Genomic DNA, 16,266 nt, shown 5'->3' on the forward strand with positions numbered 1-16,266 from the left:
CCGGCTCTCCCCGGACCCGTTCAGACCATTGCTGAAGTGCCCCGTTTTCTCGCTTCCGAGCGAGGGGGCTCGAACCCCCGAAAGAGGGATTGACGACAAGTGCTCGACGTCAACTTCTTCGACGAGCTGCGGATCGGCCTTGCCACCGCGGACGACATCCGGACCTGGTCCCACGGCGAAGTGAAGAAGCCGGAGACCATCAACTACCGCACGCTCAAGCCCGAAAAGGACGGACTCTTCTGCGAGAAGATCTTCGGTCCGACCCGGGACTGGGAGTGCTACTGCGGCAAGTACAAGCGTGTCCGCTTCAAGGGCATCATCTGTGAGCGCTGCGGCGTCGAGGTCACTCGCGCCAAGGTGCGTCGTGAGCGGATGGGCCACATCGAGCTGGCCGCTCCCGTCACCCACATCTGGTACTTCAAGGGCGTCCCGTCGCGCCTCGGATACCTGCTGGACCTCGCGCCGAAGGACCTGGAAAAGGTCATCTACTTCGCCGCGTACATGATCACGTTCGTGGACGAGGAGCGTCGTACCCGCGACCTGCCGTCCCTGGAGGCGCACGTCTCCGTCGAGCGCCAGCAGACCGAGAACCGCCGCGACTCCGACCTGGAGGCCCGCGCCAAGAAGCTCGAGACCGACCTGGCCGAGCTGGAGGCCGAGGGCGCCAAGGCCGACGTACGCCGCAAGGTGCGCGAAGGTGCCGAGCGCGAGATGAAGCAGCTGCGCGACCGTGCGCAGCGCGAGATCGACCGTCTCGACGAGGTGTGGAGCCGCTTCAAGAACCTCAAGGTCCAGGACCTGGAGGGCGACGAGCTGCTCTACCGCGAGCTGCGTGACCGCTTCGGTACGTACTTCGACGGCTGCATGGGCGCCGCCGCGCTGCAGAAGCGCCTGGAGTCCTTCGACCTCGACGAGGAGGCCGAGCGCCTCCGCGAGATCATCCGTACCGGCAAGGGCCAGAAGAAGACCCGTGCGCTCAAGCGCCTCAAGGTCGTCTCCGCGTTCCTGCAGACCAGCAACAAGCCCAAGGGCATGGTGCTCGACTGCGTGCCGGTCATCCCGCCGGACCTGCGTCCGATGGTGCAGCTGGACGGTGGCCGCTTCGCGACCTCCGACCTGAACGACCTGTACCGCCGCGTGATCAACCGCAACAACCGCCTGAAGCGCCTTCTCGACCTCGGTGCGCCCGAGATCATCGTGAACAACGAGAAGCGCATGCTCCAGGAGGCCGTCGACGCGCTCTTCGACAACGGCCGTCGCGGCCGCCCGGTCACGGGCCCCGGCAACCGTCCGCTGAAGTCGCTGTCCGACATGCTCAAGGGCAAGCAGGGACGCTTCCGTCAGAACCTCCTCGGCAAGCGTGTGGACTACTCCGCGCGTTCCGTGATCGTCGTCGGTCCGCAGCTCAAGCTGCACCAGTGCGGTCTGCCGAAGGCCATGGCGCTGGAGCTCTTCAAGCCGTTCGTGATGAAGCGCCTGGTGGACCTGAACCACGCGCAGAACATCAAGTCGGCCAAGCGCATGGTCGAGCGTGGCCGCACCGTCGTGTACGACGTCCTCGAAGAGGTCATCGCCGAGCACCCGGTGCTGCTGAACCGTGCGCCCACCCTGCACCGCCTCGGCATCCAGGCCTTCGAGCCGCAGCTGGTCGAGGGCAAGGCCATCCAGATCCACCCGCTCGTCTGCACCGCGTTCAACGCGGACTTCGACGGTGACCAGATGGCCGTGCACCTGCCGCTCTCCGCGGAGGCGCAGGCCGAGGCCCGCATCCTGATGCTGTCCTCGAACAACATCCTGAAGCCGGCCGACGGTCGTCCCGTCACCATGCCGACCCAGGACATGGTGCTGGGGCTGTTCTTCCTCACCACCGACGGTGAGCTCCGTGACACCAAGGGCGAGGGCCGCGCGTTCGGCTCCACGGCCGAGGCGATCATGGCGTTCGACGCCGGCGAGCTGGCGCTCCAGTCGTCCGTCGACATCCGCTTCCCGGTCGGCACCATGCCGCCGCGTGGCTGGGTGCCGCCGGTCGCCGAGGAGGGCGAGCCGGAGTACCAGCCGGGCGACACCTTCCGGCTGCGGACCAGCCTGGGCCGTGCGCTCTTCAACGAGCTGCTGCCCGAGGACTACCCGTTCGTCGACTACTCGGTGGGCAAGAAGCAGCTCTCCGAGATCGTCAACGACCTGGCCGAGCGCTACCCCAAGGTCATCGTGGCGGCGACGCTCGACAACCTGAAGGCGGCGGGCTTCCACTGGGCCACCCGTTCCGGCGTGACCGTCTCCGTGGCGGACATCGTCGTCCCCGAGGCCAAGAAGGCCATCGTCAAGGGGTACGAGGAGCAGGACGAGAAGGTCCAGAAGCAGTACGAGCGCGGTCTGATCACCAAGGACGAGCGCACGCAGGAGCTCATCGCGATCTGGACCAAGGCGACCAACGAGGTCGCCGAGGCGATGAACGCGAACTTCCCCAAGACCAACCCCATCTTCATGATGGTTGACTCGGGTGCCCGAGGAAACATGATGCAGATGCGGCAGATCGCCGGTATGCGTGGTCTGGTGTCGAACGCGAAGAACGAGACCATCCCGCGTCCGATCAAGGCGTCCTTCCGTGAGGGCCTCACCGTTCTGGAGTACTTCATCTCCACGCACGGTGCCCGTAAGGGTCTGGCGGACACCGCCCTGCGTACCGCCGACTCGGGTTACCTGACCCGTCGTCTGGTGGACGTCTCGCAGGACGTGATCATCCGCGAGGAGGACTGCGGCACCGAGCGCGGCCTCAAGCTGAAGATCGCGGTCAAGGGCGCCGACGGCGTGCTCCGCAAGACGGAGGACGTCGAGACCTCGGTCTACGCCCGCATGCTCGCCGAGGACGTCGTGGTGGACGGCAAGGTCATCGCGCCTGCCAACGTCGACCTCGGTGACGTCCTGATCGACGCCCTGGTGGGCGCCGGCGTCGAGGAGGTCAAGACCCGCTCGGTCCTGACCTGTGAGTCCGCGGTCGGCACCTGTGCCTTCTGCTACGGACGCTCGCTCGCCACCGGCAAGCTGGTCGACATCGGTGAGGCGGTCGGCATCATCGCCGCCCAGTCCATCGGTGAGCCCGGCACCCAGCTGACGATGCGTACCTTCCACACCGGTGGTGTGGCCGGTGACGACATCACCCAGGGTCTGCCCCGAGTCGTCGAGCTCTTCGAAGCCCGTACGCCGAAGGGTGTCGCCCCGATCTCCGAGGCCAAGGGCCGCGTGCGGATCGAGGAGACCGAGAAGACCAAGAAGCTCGTCGTCACCCCGGACGACGGCAGCGACGAGACGGCGTTCCCGATCTCGAAGCGTGCCCGTCTGCTCGTGGGCGAGGGCGACCCGGTCGAGGTGGGCCAGAAGCTCACCGTCGGTGCGACCAACCCGCACGACGTGCTGCGCATCCTCGGCCAGCGTGCGGTCCAGGTCCACCTGGTCGGCGAAGTCCAGAAGGTCTACAACTCGCAGGGCGTGTCGATCCACGACAAGCACATCGAGATCATCATCCGGCAGATGCTCCGCCGCGTGACGATCATCGAGTCCGGCGACGCGGAGCTGCTTCCGGGCGAGCTGGTCGAGCGGTCGAAGTTCGAGACCGAGAACCGTCGTGTGGTCACCGAGGGCGGTCACCCCGCCTCCGGCCGTCCGCAGCTGATGGGTATCACCAAGGCCTCGCTCGCCACCGAGTCGTGGCTATCGGCGGCGTCCTTCCAGGAGACGACCAGGGTTCTGACCGACGCGGCGATCAACGCCAAGTCGGACTCCCTGATCGGCCTCAAGGAGAACGTCATCATCGGTAAGCTCATCCCGGCCGGTACGGGCCTGTCCCGCTACCGCAACATCCGGGTCGAGCCGACCGAGGAGGCCAAGGCCGCGATGTACTCGGCCGTCGGCTACGACGACATCGACTACTCGCCGTTCGGCACCGGCTCCGGCCAGGCCGTCCCGCTGGAGGACTACGACTACGGTCCGTACAACCAGTAAGCGAGTCGCTTGACGCCTGAGGGCGGTCATCCCGTACGTGACGGGGTGGCCGCCCTTCGGCGTGTGCGGGGCCGGCCGGTTCAGCGGAGCGTCTCCCAGACGGCGATGGCGAATCCGGCCGTCGCGGTGAGCGCGGCGATGCTCGCTAGCGGCCAGCGGGAGCGTTCCAGCAGGTCGAGGCGGGCCTCGTGGTCGGCGAGCTGTTTGTCGGTCTGGTCGCTGCGCTGGACCAGCAGGGCGAGCTGCCCGTCGGCGCGGGCGAAGCCGGCCTCCAGGCTGCCGCGCATGCGTTCCAGTTCCAGGGCGACGGCCACGGGGTTGTTCGGGTCGGTATCGGTCATGGGCGGCCCTCCGGCGGTTCGGTGCGCAGCCAGCGCGGCAGCAGGGCCTGGACGCCCGGCACGGCCATCACCCGGGTCACCGCCCCCGCGACGGCCAGGGCCCCGGCGACCCGGGGCAGGGTCGCGGGGACGCCGGACGCGTCCACGAGTGCGGGCAGGAGCACGGCAAGGGCGAGGGCCGTCTGCAGGACGGTACGGGCGGTACGCCGGGCGGCGTCGGACATGGCAGGTTCCTCACTCTCTCTACGGCACCTTGGTGGTGTACGGGACCTTCAGCGCGTTCCAGGACGTGCGGCCGGGCCGGCCGTCGGCGTCCGCGCCGCGGAAGCCGAGCTTGCGCTGCCAGGCGGCGTACGAGCGCCGGTCGGCCTCGGTCCAGCGGGGGCCGGGCCCGACGGCGTACGTTCCACAGCCCTCGGCGGCCAGCCGGCGGCCCATGGCGGTGATGACGGGCGAGCTGGTGCGGGCGGTGAAGAAGGAGGCGCCGGGGAAGGGCTGGTGGCGGGGGGTGGCGGGCTTTTCCGGCGTGGAGGGCCGCGCCGGCTGCTTTCCCGGTGCGGTGGTCAGGCGGGTCGTGACGCGGGTGCGCATCGACGGCATGGTGAAGCCGCGCGGGTCGATCTTGGCGGCCGACCACTCCGCGTGGCCGATGACCGAGCGGGCGCTCCAGCCGTGGGCCCGGCAGAGGGCCGCCGAGGCGCGTTCGATCGCCTCCAGCTGGGCGGCGGGCCAGGGGTCCTTGCCGTCGCCGAGGTTGACGCACTCGAACCCGTAGAAGCGGGCGTTGCCGTCGACGGCGCCCGCGCTGCCGTCGTGGGCGCGCGGGGCGGGCGGGCGGTCGCCGTAGTCCTCCGCGACGACGCGCCGGAGCACGGCCGGGTCGCCGCCGCCCGCGTGGTTGGCGCGGCCGGCCGAGATCAGGTGGACGGTGCCCGCCTTGTCGATGACGCCGTGGCAGAGCGGGCCGGGCAGGGCGGCGTAGCCGTCGCGGCAGAGGGCGACGGAGGCGGCGCTTCCGCTGCTCACGGTGTGGTGGATCATCACCCCGTTGACGGGGCCCCAGGCGCCTTTGTGGTTGCGGTGGTGGGTGCGCCAGCCCGGGTGCTCGACGACGGTGACGCCTTCGGCGCGCAGCGCGGCGAGCAGCCGGTCGGCGGTGAGTGGTGTGGCCACGGGTGGCGGTCCTTCCGGTGTACGGGAGTGGGTACGGGGTTGCGTTCGGGGCGCGGGCACGGCGGAGCCCCGTACCGGAGGGGGTTCGTCCGGTACGGGGCTCGGGGTGCGGGTGGGTCAGGGGGCGAGCGCGGCCCAGATCGCGTTGGAGTCGGCGACGACGGTGCTCGGGGTGAAGCTGCCGGGCAGCGAGGTCTGGCCGGTGGTGCTGAGGCGGCCGTGCCGGATGAAGCGGTTCGGCATCCGGGCGCTGCCGCCCGGGGCTTGGCCCACGCTGGCGCCGCGCAGGAAGGCGGGGCCGGTGTTGCTGGGGTTCGGGCCGTTGATCAGCAGGGCGACCCAGTAGTTGCCCGGGGCGGCGGTGTACTGGGCGGTGAGCGGGCAGACGACGGTGCGGCCCTCGGTCGCGGTGAACAGGGTGTTCAGCGCGGCGGTCGCGCCGACGAGGGCTCCGGCGCTCGTGTAGAGGCCGGCGAAGGAGGCGGCGCCCAGGGTGTTGCCGACGTAGCCGGGGACGTAGAAGGCGATGTTCTTCACGACCGTCTGCGCGTGCAGCGGGACGCCGATCAGGTAGACCCAGCCGTTGATGCAGTACTGCGCGCTGGTGGCGGAGCCGCAGGCCGGGTCGAAGGCCCAGCCGGCGAACCCGACGGCGGACGGGGACCAGCTGCCGGCCGAGGCGACCGCGTCCACGTAGCCGCGGCGGGTGAGCTGGTCGGCGGTGGTCGGGGCGGCCGTGGTGAGCGGCGGAGCGGTGAAGGTCTTCGTGCCCTGGACGGTCTGGTTGCCGGTGAGCAGGACGGCGTCGCCGCTCGCCACGGCCGAGACGTCGGTGGCGTCGAGGACGACCGCGCCGGTGTGGCCGTTGACCGAGGTGACGGGGGAGCCGTCGACGGCCAGATAGCGGGCGTCTCCGGCGGCCTGGGAGAGGGCGCCGACGTCGGCGGCGGCGAGGGTGACGTTGCCGGTCTTGCCGTTGACGGAGGCCACGGCACCGCCGCCGGCCGGGAGCTGGGCGGCCGGGACCAGGCCGTCGGCGCCGAGGGTGGCGACTCCGCCGGGGGCGCCGGCCCGGGTGGCGTCCACGGCGGAGACGTCGGCGGCGGTGAGCACGATGTCCGCGTCGGTCTTCCCGTTGACGGAGTGCACGGCTCCGGCGGGGCCGGCGGGTCCCTGCGGGCCGAGTTCGCCGGGCGGTCCCGCCGGGCCCGGTACGGCGACGTACTGCGGGTTGGCCGGGTCGGCCGGGGCGATGTCGGCCAGGTCCACGGTGGGGTGGCCGGCGCTCAGCACGATCTGGTAGCTGCGGGCGGTGCGGCCGAGGCCGGAGAGCCGTTCGGTGACGGTGTACGTCCACACGGCGGGGTTCCAGCCCGGCGCGTCGGTGGCCGGCAGCACGACGTGGAGGCGGCCCTCGGAGTCGAGGGTGGCGCGGGTGGGGCCGCCCAGGAAGAGGTCCTCCTCGGCGTGGGTGAGCAGGGCGGGCGGCCGGAAGTCGACGGTGCCGCTCATGGGGCGGCCGTCGGGGGTGAGGTAGCGGGCGGTGACGGTGACGGTGGGGATGGTTTCTGGCAGCACGGTGGCTCCTTGGGTGGTGTGCGGGGCCCTGGCCTGGGCGGCGTTCGGGGGTGGGCGGCCGCCCTCGGCCCGTCCGGTGTTTGGGGGTGGGCGGCCACCCTCGGCCCGTCCGGCGGTTGGGGGTGGGCGGCCACCCCCGGCCCGTCCGGTGTTCGGGGGTGGGCGGCCGCCCTCAGCCCGGCCGGCGTTTGCCGGCGGACCGGCACCCCCTTCAGCCCGTCCGGTGTTCGGGGGAGGGCGGCCGCCCTCAGCCCGTCCGGCGTTTGAGGACGGAAGCCTGGGGGTGGGGGAGGGAGGTCCCTGCGGGCGGGCGGGTGTGAGTGCGAGCTCGTCCCCCGCGGGGGTTCCGTCCTCAAGCGCCGGACGGGCTGGAGATGCGTGTCCCGGTCTGGGAAGGTGCGGGCTCGTCCCCCGCCGGGGTTCCGTCCTCAAACGCCGGACGGGCTGGAAAGGGGCTCGTCGGACGGGCTGGAAAGGGGCTCGTCGGACGGGCTGGAAAGAGGCTCGTCGGGCGGGCTGGAAAGGGGCTCGTCGGGCGGGCTGGACGTGGGGGTGCTGGTGGGGGCGGGGGCCCTACGACTCCAGGCCGTACAGGGTCAGGGGCTGGCAGCGGAGTGTGGTGCCGGACGTCGTGACCCTGGCCTGGATCTCGAACGTCACCGTCGCCCCGTACTCCGCCCCCACCCGCTCCGTCAGCACCAGCCCCGCCCCCGGCCCGCCCACCGGGCCCAGCTGGACGCCGTCCACCAGCAGACGGACCTCGCCCGGCGCGCCGTCCGCCGCGATCTCGCAGTGCAGGCGCGGGTGCTGGACGAGGCCGGGGCCCCGGTGGAGCGTGGTCCAGGTGGTGGCGCCGGTGGACTCCCAGCGGGCGGTGCCGACGGGGGCCGGCAGGGCGAAGGGGATGTACGGGCGGGCCAGGCCGCCCCGTACGGTGTCGTCGGCGAGGACCACGTTGCCCCGCCGGTCCAGGACCCGTACCGGCTGCACCGCCTGCTGGTCCGGCGCCCCGGTCCAGACCGTCAGCGCCAGCGAGCCGTCGTCGCGGCGGACGACCAGCCCCTGCTGCGGGGTCTTCTCGTCGCGGTCGGGCGCGACCCGGCCGAGGTAGAGCAGGTCCTGGTCGCCCGCGGTGCGCACCCGCAGCCGGCCGCGCTCACCGATGACCACCTCGCCGCCCGCGATGCTGTTCAGCGCCGGGGTGGTGTTGGCGCTGCCCATCAACTCCCTGACCTGGCGCTCCAGCGCGCGGATGCGGTCGAGCAGGTCGGTGGGGATGATCGCCACGGGTCACACTCCTTCCAGGTAGAGGACGGCGGTCTCCTGCTTGGCGCGCTGCGGCGGGGTGACCGCCATCCCGACGATCCGGTAGTGCGCGTCCAGCCCTTCGTGGTGCCACAGGTCGTGGACGCGCAGCCGGATGCGGGAGCCGATCAGCGCCGGGGTGACCCGCCCGTCCAGCCGTACGGTCAGCTCCGGGATGACCTCGGGCCGCCGCTGCCGGGCCAGTTCCGCGCGGGCCAGCGAGCGCAGGGTCGCCGCGTCGGCCACCCCGCCGTGGTCGGAGGTCAGCTCCAGCCGGGGCCAGCCCTGCGCGAACTCCTCGGGCAGCTCCTCGGAGACCGTCAGCGGTTCGGACTCCTGGGACTGGTCGGTGTTGGCTGACTCGCCCCGGGCCACCCAGACGTTCGCCTGCACGGTCGAGTCGGTGGGCAGGCTGTAGGTGAGGACGGGACCGGGATGGTCCAGTACGAGATCGTTGTGGCCGGAGCGGATCTGCGGGTGGCCGAGCTGGAGCCGCTTGACGCGGTTGCCCTCGGCATCCCGGTAGCAGTGGATGCGCCACTCGAAGCCGTCGTTCAACTGACCGGCCTTGTCGAGGAGTTCGCGGATACGGGCGAGCGCCGAGTAGGCGTGGGCGTAGTCGCGTACGATCCCCGACCGCTCATGGCCGAGGCTGATCCCGATGTCCCCGCCCGGCTGCTCCTGGGCGTGGGCGACCAGGAGCCGGGCGATGTCGAACTGGTCCAGCCCGGTGCCGGCCAGGTCCTGGCTCAGGATGCGGTGGTCCAGGTAGGAGTCGAAGGTCCCGGCCTGGAACTGCACGGTGAGCCGGCCCTGTTCGTCCGAGGCCGGCGTACAGGTCCACAGCACCCCGCCCCACCAGATGTCCCCGTCCCGCTCCAGCCAGACCGCCGTGCGGCCGGGCCGCAGCGCCTCCCGGGCCCGCGCCGCGAGCGCCCCCTGCGGAAGGGGGACGGTGGCGGAGAGGGAGCCCGGCTTGCCGATGAAGTCGTCGAACTTGGTCTCGGTCAGGGGCAGGACGTCCAGCAGCCGGTCGGTGCGCAGATCGCAGAAGAGGGCCCGGTAGACGGGTTCGGGGGAGGAGAGGGAGGAGGAGGGAGGAGTCATCAGCCGCCTCACAGGACCGGGTCGACGCGGATGAAGCGGTTGTCGTACCAGCCCCGGCTGGTGGTCGCGGAGGTGCAGTAGGCGGAGACCGCCGTGTAGGCGGCACCGGCCTGGAGCCCGGTGACCCGAAACGTCGAAGACACCGAGACCGACGACTTGGTGCCGACCTGGGCCGTACGCCGCTCGTCGGCGGGGACGACCAGCACACCGTCCTTGCGGATGTTGGCGCTCATCCGGGCCCACTGGCCCTCCACCGCGGTGTTCCCCAGGAAGCCCACGGTCACGAAGACCGCGCCGGAGACCGGGGCGGTGAACGCGGCGGTGATGGTGGGGCCGACCGTCTCGGCCACCGCCTCGACCCAGGTGGTGCTGGCGCAGTAGCCGCCGTCGGTGTTCTCGGCCCAGACGGAGGCCGGGGCGGCGGCCCGCCACACGGTGCCGTCCCAGCGCTGGAGCCGCCCGCCCTCGTCGCGGTACTGCCCGGTGTACTCGCCCCGGGCGAGCGCGCCCTGCGGGGCGACGCCGCCGGTCTGGCGCGGGTAGGCGGCCCAGCGGGTGCCGTCCCAGCGCTGCAGCTCCCGGGTGGTGTCCCGGTACTGGCCGACGTAACCGCCGGGCACGTCGCGGTTCCAGGACTCCGGCAGGATGCCGCCGACGGCCACGGTGGGCACGCGCAGGTCGTACACGGCGTTGGCCCAGTCGATGCCGCCGGTGCCGACGGAGGCGCCCGCCGGGACCAGGACCCGGGCGAGCGGGAGGGAGGCCTCCGGGACAAGCGGCGGCTCGGGGGAGCTCTTCGCCTCGCCCTTGACGACCTCCAGAGTGGCTTCCGTACTGCTGCTGCCGCTGTCGAACTGGGCGTCGCGGACGCGCAGGACCACCAGGTCGATCCGCGGGTTGGCGGCGTCGCCGTCGTCGAAGCCGACGTCGGTGTAGTCGGTGAGCACGACCGGGTAGGCCCCGGCCCGGCCCTGGCCCTGGATCACGGCCCGGCCCGGCACGACGGTGGCCCGCATGCCCGCGGTCTCGCCGTACACATAGAGCCCGGACATCAGGTAGGCGCCGTTCTCGGCGCCGGGGATCACCCCGCCGGCGCTGGTCAGCGGGCCGGTCGGAGCCATCGTCCCGAGCGGGGAGAGGCGGGTGTCGGCGCGGGACTGGCCGGATTCGGTCTCGGTGCGGTTGATCAGCCAGGCGCTGCGTACGGGCATGGGGTCCTCCTGGGAACAAGACGGATGAGGTGGTCGTGGTGGGCCGGAGCGCGGCTCACCAGTGGGCGTCGCGCCACCGGACGGTGACGGAGGCCCCCGGGTCGGGGGTGGTGTCGTTGGAGCGGAACGCCAGCTCGGTGGCGCCCGGCGCAAGTCCGAACAGCTGCTCGGGCGCGGAGGCGGAGGTGGCGGTGTAGAGGCGGGACGCGGTCCCGTTGAGCAGGACGGTCCCGGCTTCGGTGTCGACGCTCAGCACGTCCTGCGGACCGAGCACGATGTCGTACTGGAGCTGCCGGCCGTCGGTGAGCCGGGTCAGCGTCGGCTGCCGGACCGTCCCCCGGAACTCGATCAGCGGGTGGGCCGTCGCCGAGCCGCCGTTGACGGCGGTGCAGGAGCCGGAGGCGTTGGCCCCGGTCCCGGTCGGGTCCGCGACCCCCCACTCCAGCGGCCACCGCAGGCCGATCCCGTCCTCCCCGGCCTCCTCGGGCCAGAGCAGCCCCGGCTCGGGCACCGGCAGCCGGGCGCGGGACTCCAGGAGTACGGCGCCGAAGCGGCGGGGGTCGGTGGCCGTCCACTGGAGGCTGGTCTTCGAGGCGCCGTGCACCAGGAAGGACCGGTCCTGCGGTACGACCTTCCGGCTGATCCGGGCCCGTACGGCCAGGGTCTCCCCGTGCAGCCGTACCGCCAGCCAGTCCTCGGCCCCGTCCGCCCCGGTCGCGTCCCGGAACGCGGCGGACACGGCCCGGGCCTCCCCGGCGGTGCGGGGCAGCAGCCAGACGGTCGCCCCGACGAGCCGGGACTGCGCCCACTGCGCGCCGGGCCAGGCGCCGTGCCGGTCGGGACGGGAGACATCGCCGCTGTCGAGCGTCGGCAGGTCGTCCCAGCCGGTGATGCCGGTGCGGTCGATCTCGTACGGGGTACCGGGGCCCATCAGCAGTCCGGCCCACTGGATCTGCCCGTCGCGGGTGATCAGTGAGCCGGGTGCGGTCTCGTACGCGTATGTGGTTGTGGTCTCGGCCATGAGGGGCCGTCACCTCGCTTCATTCGTGGGGCGGTTGGGGGCTCATGCCGCCGCCCCGTACAGGAACAGCAGGTCGGAGGCGATGGCGAGCGGGCCGCCGCGCCCGGACGCGTGGTACGTGTGCAGCCGGGCCCGCTCCGGAGATCCCGCGGCCGTACGGTCCGGTCGCGGGCCGGCCTCGGCCGGGCGCAGCCGGCTCAGCGCGGAGAGCGGCTGGACGGAGGCGGCGCCCGAGCGGCCGGCGGGCTGGACGACACCGCCTTCGGCGAGCTGCGGGATCTTGGGCAGGTCCACGCCGAACTTCTTGCCGAGGACGGAGAAGCTCAGCTTGTTGAGGCCGTCGATGACCCAGTTGGCGAAGGAGATCAGCGCCTTGACCGGCCCGGTGACGGCGGCCATGACGCCCTGCATGCCGGTGGAGACGAAGTCGCCCATGCCGCGCAGGGTGCGCGAGGTGGCGTCCCTGACCCGGGTGAACATGGCCGGGATGCGCCGGGTGATCCAGTCCAGGGTGGGCTGGATCACCCGCCGGAAGCCGTTCCAGGCCCCGCTGACCAGCCCGGTCACCGCCCGGGTCGCCGAACCGACCGCCGTACGGGTGCCGTTGAAGCCGGCGGACAGGGCGGAGCCGATCCCCTTGAGCACCGCGGTGACGATGGTGCGTACGGCGGTGAACTGCGCGGAGACCACCTTGGCGTACGCCTGCACGACCGGCCCGAGGAACTTTCCGATCGTCCGGAAGACCGCCAGGACCTGGTCGAAGACCTGCTTCATGATCTTCTGGCCGGTCTGCGAGCTGAGCGCGTACTCGATCAGGAAGCCCGCGAGCGGCACGATCAGACCGAGGACGAACCCGAACGGATTGGCCCGCATCGCCACGTTGACGGCCATCACCGCACCGCCGGCGACGGTGAGCGCCCCGCCGAAGAAGCCCATCAGCCCGGAGACCGTGCCGGTGCCCTTGCCGAGGATCCCGGCCGCGCCTCCGAAGGCCGTGGAGCCGGTGGAGAGGGGACCGAGCGGTGCGGAGGCGGACCGGGCCCCGCCGCTGCCGGTACGGAGCCGGGTCGCCGTGACCCCGGCGGTGCGGCCGGTCTTCGCGACCGCCTTCCCGGCCGCGTCCGCGCCGGTTCTCAGCTGCCGCAGCGCCGGGTCGGCGGAGGCCGCGCCGCCCCGGATGCCGTCGGCGGCGGACCTGGCCCGGCCGATGTCCCGCAGGGCGTTCCGGAGGGACGTGCCGGCCGCGCCGAGCTGAGTGCGGAAGGCGGAGAGCGGACCGGCCACACCGGCGAGCGGGTCGGCACCCGCCCTGATCGCCGCCGTACTCATCCGCGCGCCTTGGAGAGGAACAGCAGGGCGGCGGCGGTCTCCTGGAGGTCGGCGGAGGACGCCTCGTAGTAGTGCTCGATCTGGAAGCCGGAGACCGCGCCGGCCGTGGCGTTGACGGAGTCCGCCCGGGAGCGGCGGGCGGTGTGGCGCAGCAGCCGGTCCAGCTTGGAGAGCGGCAGGACGGCCTCGGCCTCACCGGCCTCCGCGACGATGGCGTGCACGCCTCCGTTGCGCGGCTGCACGATGCCGCCGGCCGCGAGCTGCGGGATCTTCGGCAGGCTGATGCCGAAGCTCTTGCCGCCGACGCCGGGGACCCAGCCGGGGATGGAGACCTTGATGCGGTTGAGCCGGTCGATCGCGGAGTTGATGAGCCGGATCACCGCGTTGACCGGCCCCCTCACCGCTCCCGTGATCCGTCCGAAGGCCCGGCCCGCGATGTCCTTCAGCCCGCCCCAGACGGCGGAGAGCCGCTCCCTGACCCGGCTGAAGGCCTGCGGGACGGTGTTGCGGATCCAGTTGACGACCGGGGTGATGACCTTCCGGATCCCGTTCCAGACGCTGGAGATGACGCTCCGGATGGCGTTCATCACCGTCGTGATGAGCTTGCGCCAGGCGTTGAAGTAGGTCGTGATGACGGTGGCGACGGCCTTGACGACCACGGTGACGGCCTTCTTGATGCCGTTCCAGACCGACTTCATCAGGGCGCCGGCCTTGGTCATGATCGGCCCGACGGCCTTCATGACCGTACTGATGACCTTCCTGATCGCGTCGAAGGCGACCTTGAGCACCTTCTGCAGGGTCTTGGAACGGGCCGCCATGTCGACGACCCGCTCGATGAGCGGGGCGAGCAGCGAGAGCAGCTGCCCGACGATGTTCCCGCGCATCGACTTGTTGAGGCCGTTCATGCCCTTGGACGCCTTGTCGGCGCCGGACTTGAACGTCCCGATCTGCGTACCGCTCTTCTGCCCGGTGGTCCCGGCCTTGGCGAGCGACCGCTCGGCCTTGTCGGCGGAGCGCTGCAGGGTGGTCAGCTCGCGGGCGGAGGTCTGGGCGGAGGCGCGGATCTTCTTGAGCTCGCGGTCGCCGGTCTGCGCGGAACGCCCGAGCCCCTGGGCGGAGCGGGCGGCGGCGTCGGTCTGGCCCTTGAGCCGCTGCAGGGCGGTCGAGGCCCGCCCTGCTGCTGAGGAAAGAGACATGGGTCAACTCCATGGTGCGCTGGGCGCAGGTGAGAGGCGACGGGCGGGAGGCGAGTCCGTCACAGGGCGCGCGCCAGCTGTTTCGCTTGCGCTTCGACGCCGGCGAGCGCGGACTCGAGCTGTCGCAGACGCTGGGCCTCCTGCGCAGCGGGCGTTGGCCTGCCTCGGAATCGAGTGGCCTGACGGCGGCTCTCCGCGGCGGACCGGCGCTCGGCTACACCGGACCCGGCGTGCCTGGCCAGCGTCTGTTGCCCGCGAGCCAGGGTCTCGATTCGCCGGCCGTGCGCACGCAGGGTGGCGAAGGCTTCGGCCAGCTTGTCGTCGATCCCCTGTCGCCAGCCACTGGTCGGAGGCTCGCCTTCCCTGTGTCGGGTGCGGGTGTCCGATGCGAGGGCCGTTCCCTCCAGCCATGTCGTCAGAGGGTTCTTGAGAACCTCGACACCCGCGATCGACAGCCCGCGCTCGTTGACTCTGATGAGATTCGGATCCACTTCCAGAGCGGTCGGGTCAAAGGTCATGACCTCCGGCGCGAACGTTCCGATGCTTGGGTCGACCTTCCAGGTCTGGATGCTCCAGTAAATATCCTGGTAGGTGGCCGAAATCCTCTTCTGTGCCTCCTTTGCCTCGGTGATCGCCTTCTGGATATCAGATATCTCCTCCCGCTGCGAGGAAGAGGGTGGCGTGGGTGGAGGGCCTGGCGAGGGAGAAGGAGTTGCGTCTTCGAGGGGCATAGCTGCTCCTGCCTTGGCGTGAAAGATTCCGAAATGAATTCTGGGCTGCTAAAGTCCGGCCATGCAACTGGTGGAGGTCTGGGTAGTCGTCGCGGTTCTCGGAACCTTGGTTCTCTGTTTCGGGGGATTTCTGTGGAACATGGTGGGGGTGATCCAGTTGGGGAGGAGGGGGATCGGCACGGTCGGTACCTGTGTGGACCGCGCCTACGGACGTTACGGCTCGAGCCCCGTGGTCGAATTCTCCCGGCCGGACGGGAGTATCTGCCGAGTGATCGGAGGGGGCAGATTCATTTCCGCGCTGGATGAGGGGGACCAGGTGGACGTTGTTTACGACCCCAAACGGCCAGGAAATGCCAAGCTTGCTGCGGAGATCAAGCGGGAATTCCGCTGGAGCGTACTGGCGGTGGGGATATTTGTGCTCTTCGTGGTCCCCGGCTGTGTGGCGGTCGTATCCTTGATCTTCTGACCGCTGGGCAGGGAATTCCGCAGGGTCATGAGAAGAACTTCATGAGTTCGGTGCGGCCAGGCAGCCCGGCGTTGAGCGTCTCCGGCGTCTCCTCGGGCTCCGTACGGTCGCCCGGTCTCGGCACCGGCACCGGCGCCTCCGGCGGTTCGCTGTCCTCGTCCGTGTTGACCGAGGCGAACATCCAGTTGGCGGCGGCGAGATGGTCCACCGCCGCGGCCAGCAGGTAGTCGGTCACGGTCCACTCCGCGCCGTCCCCGTCCAGTTCGCGGGAGACGGCGCTGTCGCGCGGCATGTGCTTGACCAGCACCGCGAGCCGGCGGGAGGTCAGCCGGCCGCGGTGCCAGTCCAGCAGGTCCACGCCGTAGTGCCGCAGCAGGTCGGCTTCGAGGGCCTCGGCGTGTTCGGTGACGAACGCGTCGAGGCTCAGCCTTCCCCCAGGCCGAGCCCGGTCTCCTTGCCGTACGCCTCCAGGAGCGCCGCGATGTCCTGCATGGTGATGTCGTGGCGCTCGAAGCGGCCGAACTGCTCCTCGCCGAGCAGCAGCCGCAGCAGCCCGTCCACGTCGTTGTCGTCCAGCGAACGCAGCGCGGCGGCGGTGGCGCGGGTCAGTTCGGTGGGCAGTTCGAAGGTGTCGCCGTCCAGGTCGAAGGACCAGGTGCGGCCGAGCGCCTCCAGGCGCTGGGCGCGCGCCGCGTTCACGTCGAAGGAAGCCATGCGGTGTCTCCGTCTCAGGTGCGGGGTTCGGGTGCGGGGGTGTGGGGAGTGAGGTGCCGGGGCGGGGCCGGCGTGAACCGGCCCCGCCCCGGCGG

The 16,266-nt window shown here is 71.3% G+C and carries 15 protein-coding genes; 2 read left to right on the top strand and 13 right to left on the bottom strand.

Annotated features, from left to right (window positions below; translation table 11 throughout):
- Positions 1-99: 99 nt before the first annotated feature.
- Positions 100-3,999, top strand: a complete 3,900-nt coding sequence (locus ACQP09_RS21495; RefSeq protein ID WP_326704073.1) for a DNA-directed RNA polymerase subunit beta' — start codon at positions 100-102, stop codon at positions 3,997-3,999.
- 80 nt (positions 4,000-4,079) lie between these two features.
- Here the strand turns inward: ACQP09_RS21495 and ACQP09_RS21500 are convergent, their stop codons facing one another.
- The 11 genes from ACQP09_RS21500 to ACQP09_RS21550 form a co-directional block, all read right to left on the bottom strand.
- Positions 4,080-4,340: a hypothetical protein gene (locus tag ACQP09_RS21500; RefSeq protein WP_432147192.1), complete on the bottom strand. Its 261-nt coding sequence runs from the start codon at positions 4,338-4,340 to the stop codon at positions 4,080-4,082.
- On the bottom strand, positions 4,337-4,564 hold the full coding sequence (locus ACQP09_RS21505; protein WP_019765124.1) for a hypothetical protein: 228 nt from the start codon (positions 4,562-4,564) through the stop codon (positions 4,337-4,339). The genes ACQP09_RS21500 and ACQP09_RS21505 overlap by 4 nt, the downstream gene beginning before the upstream one ends.
- A gap of 19 nt (positions 4,565-4,583) precedes the next feature.
- The gene (locus ACQP09_RS21510; RefSeq protein ID WP_433402025.1) at positions 4,584-5,513 is read right to left on the bottom strand and encodes a peptidoglycan-binding protein; all 930 of its coding nucleotides are present in this window, start codon (positions 5,511-5,513) and stop codon (positions 4,584-4,586) included.
- Positions 5,514-5,630: 117 nt separating this feature from the next.
- Positions 5,631-7,091 carry a phage tail protein gene (locus tag ACQP09_RS21515; RefSeq protein WP_433402027.1) on the bottom strand — a complete coding sequence of 487 codons (1,461 nt, stop codon included), beginning with the start codon at positions 7,089-7,091 and terminating at the stop codon, positions 5,631-5,633.
- A 573-nt stretch (positions 7,092-7,664) separates the two neighbouring features.
- On the bottom strand, positions 7,665-8,378 hold the full coding sequence (locus tag ACQP09_RS21520; protein ID WP_433402029.1) for a hypothetical protein: 714 nt from the start codon (positions 8,376-8,378) through the stop codon (positions 7,665-7,667).
- A 3-nt stretch (positions 8,379-8,381) separates the two neighbouring features.
- On the bottom strand, positions 8,382-9,503 hold the full coding sequence (locus ACQP09_RS21525) for a hypothetical protein (RefSeq protein WP_433402031.1): 1,122 nt from the start codon (positions 9,501-9,503) through the stop codon (positions 8,382-8,384).
- Positions 9,504-9,511: 8 nt separating this feature from the next.
- Positions 9,512-10,714 (bottom strand): hypothetical protein, encoded by a 1,203-nt coding sequence (locus ACQP09_RS21530; RefSeq protein ID WP_433402032.1) that lies wholly within the window; start codon positions 10,712-10,714, stop codon positions 9,512-9,514.
- A 55-nt stretch (positions 10,715-10,769) separates the two neighbouring features.
- The gene (locus ACQP09_RS21535; RefSeq protein ID WP_433402034.1) at positions 10,770-11,735 is read right to left on the bottom strand and encodes a phage distal tail protein; all 966 of its coding nucleotides are present in this window, start codon (positions 11,733-11,735) and stop codon (positions 10,770-10,772) included.
- A gap of 42 nt (positions 11,736-11,777) precedes the next feature.
- Entirely contained in the window at positions 11,778-13,064 is a 1,287-nt protein-coding gene (locus ACQP09_RS21540; protein WP_433402036.1) for a tape-measure protein, read from the bottom strand.
- Positions 13,061-14,260 carry a phage tail protein gene (locus tag ACQP09_RS21545; RefSeq protein WP_433402038.1) on the bottom strand — a complete coding sequence of 400 codons (1,200 nt, stop codon included), beginning with the start codon at positions 14,258-14,260 and terminating at the stop codon, positions 13,061-13,063. The genes ACQP09_RS21540 and ACQP09_RS21545 overlap by 4 nt, the downstream gene beginning before the upstream one ends.
- 59 nt (positions 14,261-14,319) lie before the next feature.
- On the bottom strand, positions 14,320-14,991 hold the full coding sequence (locus tag ACQP09_RS21550) for a hypothetical protein (RefSeq protein ID WP_433402040.1): 672 nt from the start codon (positions 14,989-14,991) through the stop codon (positions 14,320-14,322).
- 61 nt (positions 14,992-15,052) lie between these two features.
- Between ACQP09_RS21550 and ACQP09_RS21555 the strand changes: the two genes are divergently transcribed.
- Entirely contained in the window at positions 15,053-15,457 is a 405-nt protein-coding gene (locus ACQP09_RS21555) for a hypothetical protein (RefSeq protein ID WP_433402042.1), read from the top strand.
- A gap of 25 nt (positions 15,458-15,482) precedes the next feature.
- On the opposite strand, the gene ACQP09_RS21560 is transcribed toward ACQP09_RS21555, so the two are convergent.
- Both ACQP09_RS21560 and ACQP09_RS21565 read right to left on the bottom strand, forming a co-directional pair.
- A complete protein-coding gene (locus ACQP09_RS21560; RefSeq protein WP_433402044.1) occupies positions 15,483-15,815 on the bottom strand; it encodes a hypothetical protein in 333 nt (110 codons plus the stop codon).
- A gap of 65 nt (positions 15,816-15,880) precedes the next feature.
- Positions 15,881-16,171 (bottom strand): hypothetical protein, encoded by a 291-nt coding sequence (locus tag ACQP09_RS21565; protein WP_019765136.1) that lies wholly within the window; start codon positions 16,169-16,171, stop codon positions 15,881-15,883.
- Positions 16,172-16,266: the final 95 nt, after the last annotated feature.

Origin of the sequence: Streptomyces sp. CA-146814 (genome assembly GCF_050942385.1) — a bacterium.
In the GTDB taxonomy this organism is placed as follows: Bacteria; Actinomycetota; Actinomycetes; order Streptomycetales; family Streptomycetaceae; genus Streptomyces.

Bases quoted from the DNA above. Each gene is read 5' to 3' on its own strand.
- ACQP09_RS21500 (WP_432147192.1), bottom strand. From the start codon at position 4,340: ATGACCGATACCGACCCGAACAACCCCGTGGCCGTCGCCCTGGAACTG.
- ACQP09_RS21505 (WP_019765124.1), bottom strand. From the start codon at position 4,564: ATGTCCGACGCCGCCCGGCGTACCGCCCGTACCGTCCTGCAGACGGCC.
- ACQP09_RS21525 (WP_433402031.1), bottom strand. From the start codon at position 9,503: ATGACTCCTCCCTCCTCCTCCCTCTCCTCCCCCGAACCCGTCTACCGG.
- ACQP09_RS21530 (WP_433402032.1), bottom strand. From the start codon at position 10,714: ATGCCCGTACGCAGCGCCTGGCTGATCAACCGCACCGAGACCGAATCC.
- ACQP09_RS21535 (WP_433402034.1), bottom strand. From the start codon at position 11,735: ATGGCCGAGACCACAACCACATACGCGTACGAGACCGCACCCGGCTCA.
- ACQP09_RS21540 (WP_433402036.1), bottom strand. From the start codon at position 13,064: ATGAGTACGGCGGCGATCAGGGCGGGTGCCGACCCGCTCGCCGGTGTG.
- ACQP09_RS21545 (WP_433402038.1), bottom strand. From the start codon at position 14,260: ATGTCTCTTTCCTCAGCAGCAGGGCGGGCCTCGACCGCCCTGCAGCGG.
- ACQP09_RS21550 (WP_433402040.1), bottom strand. From the start codon at position 14,991: ATGCCCCTCGAAGACGCAACTCCTTCTCCCTCGCCAGGCCCTCCACCC.
- ACQP09_RS21555 (WP_433402042.1), top strand. From the start codon at position 15,053: ATGCAACTGGTGGAGGTCTGGGTAGTCGTCGCGGTTCTCGGAACCTTG.
- ACQP09_RS21565 (WP_019765136.1), bottom strand. From the start codon at position 16,171: ATGGCTTCCTTCGACGTGAACGCGGCGCGCGCCCAGCGCCTGGAGGCG.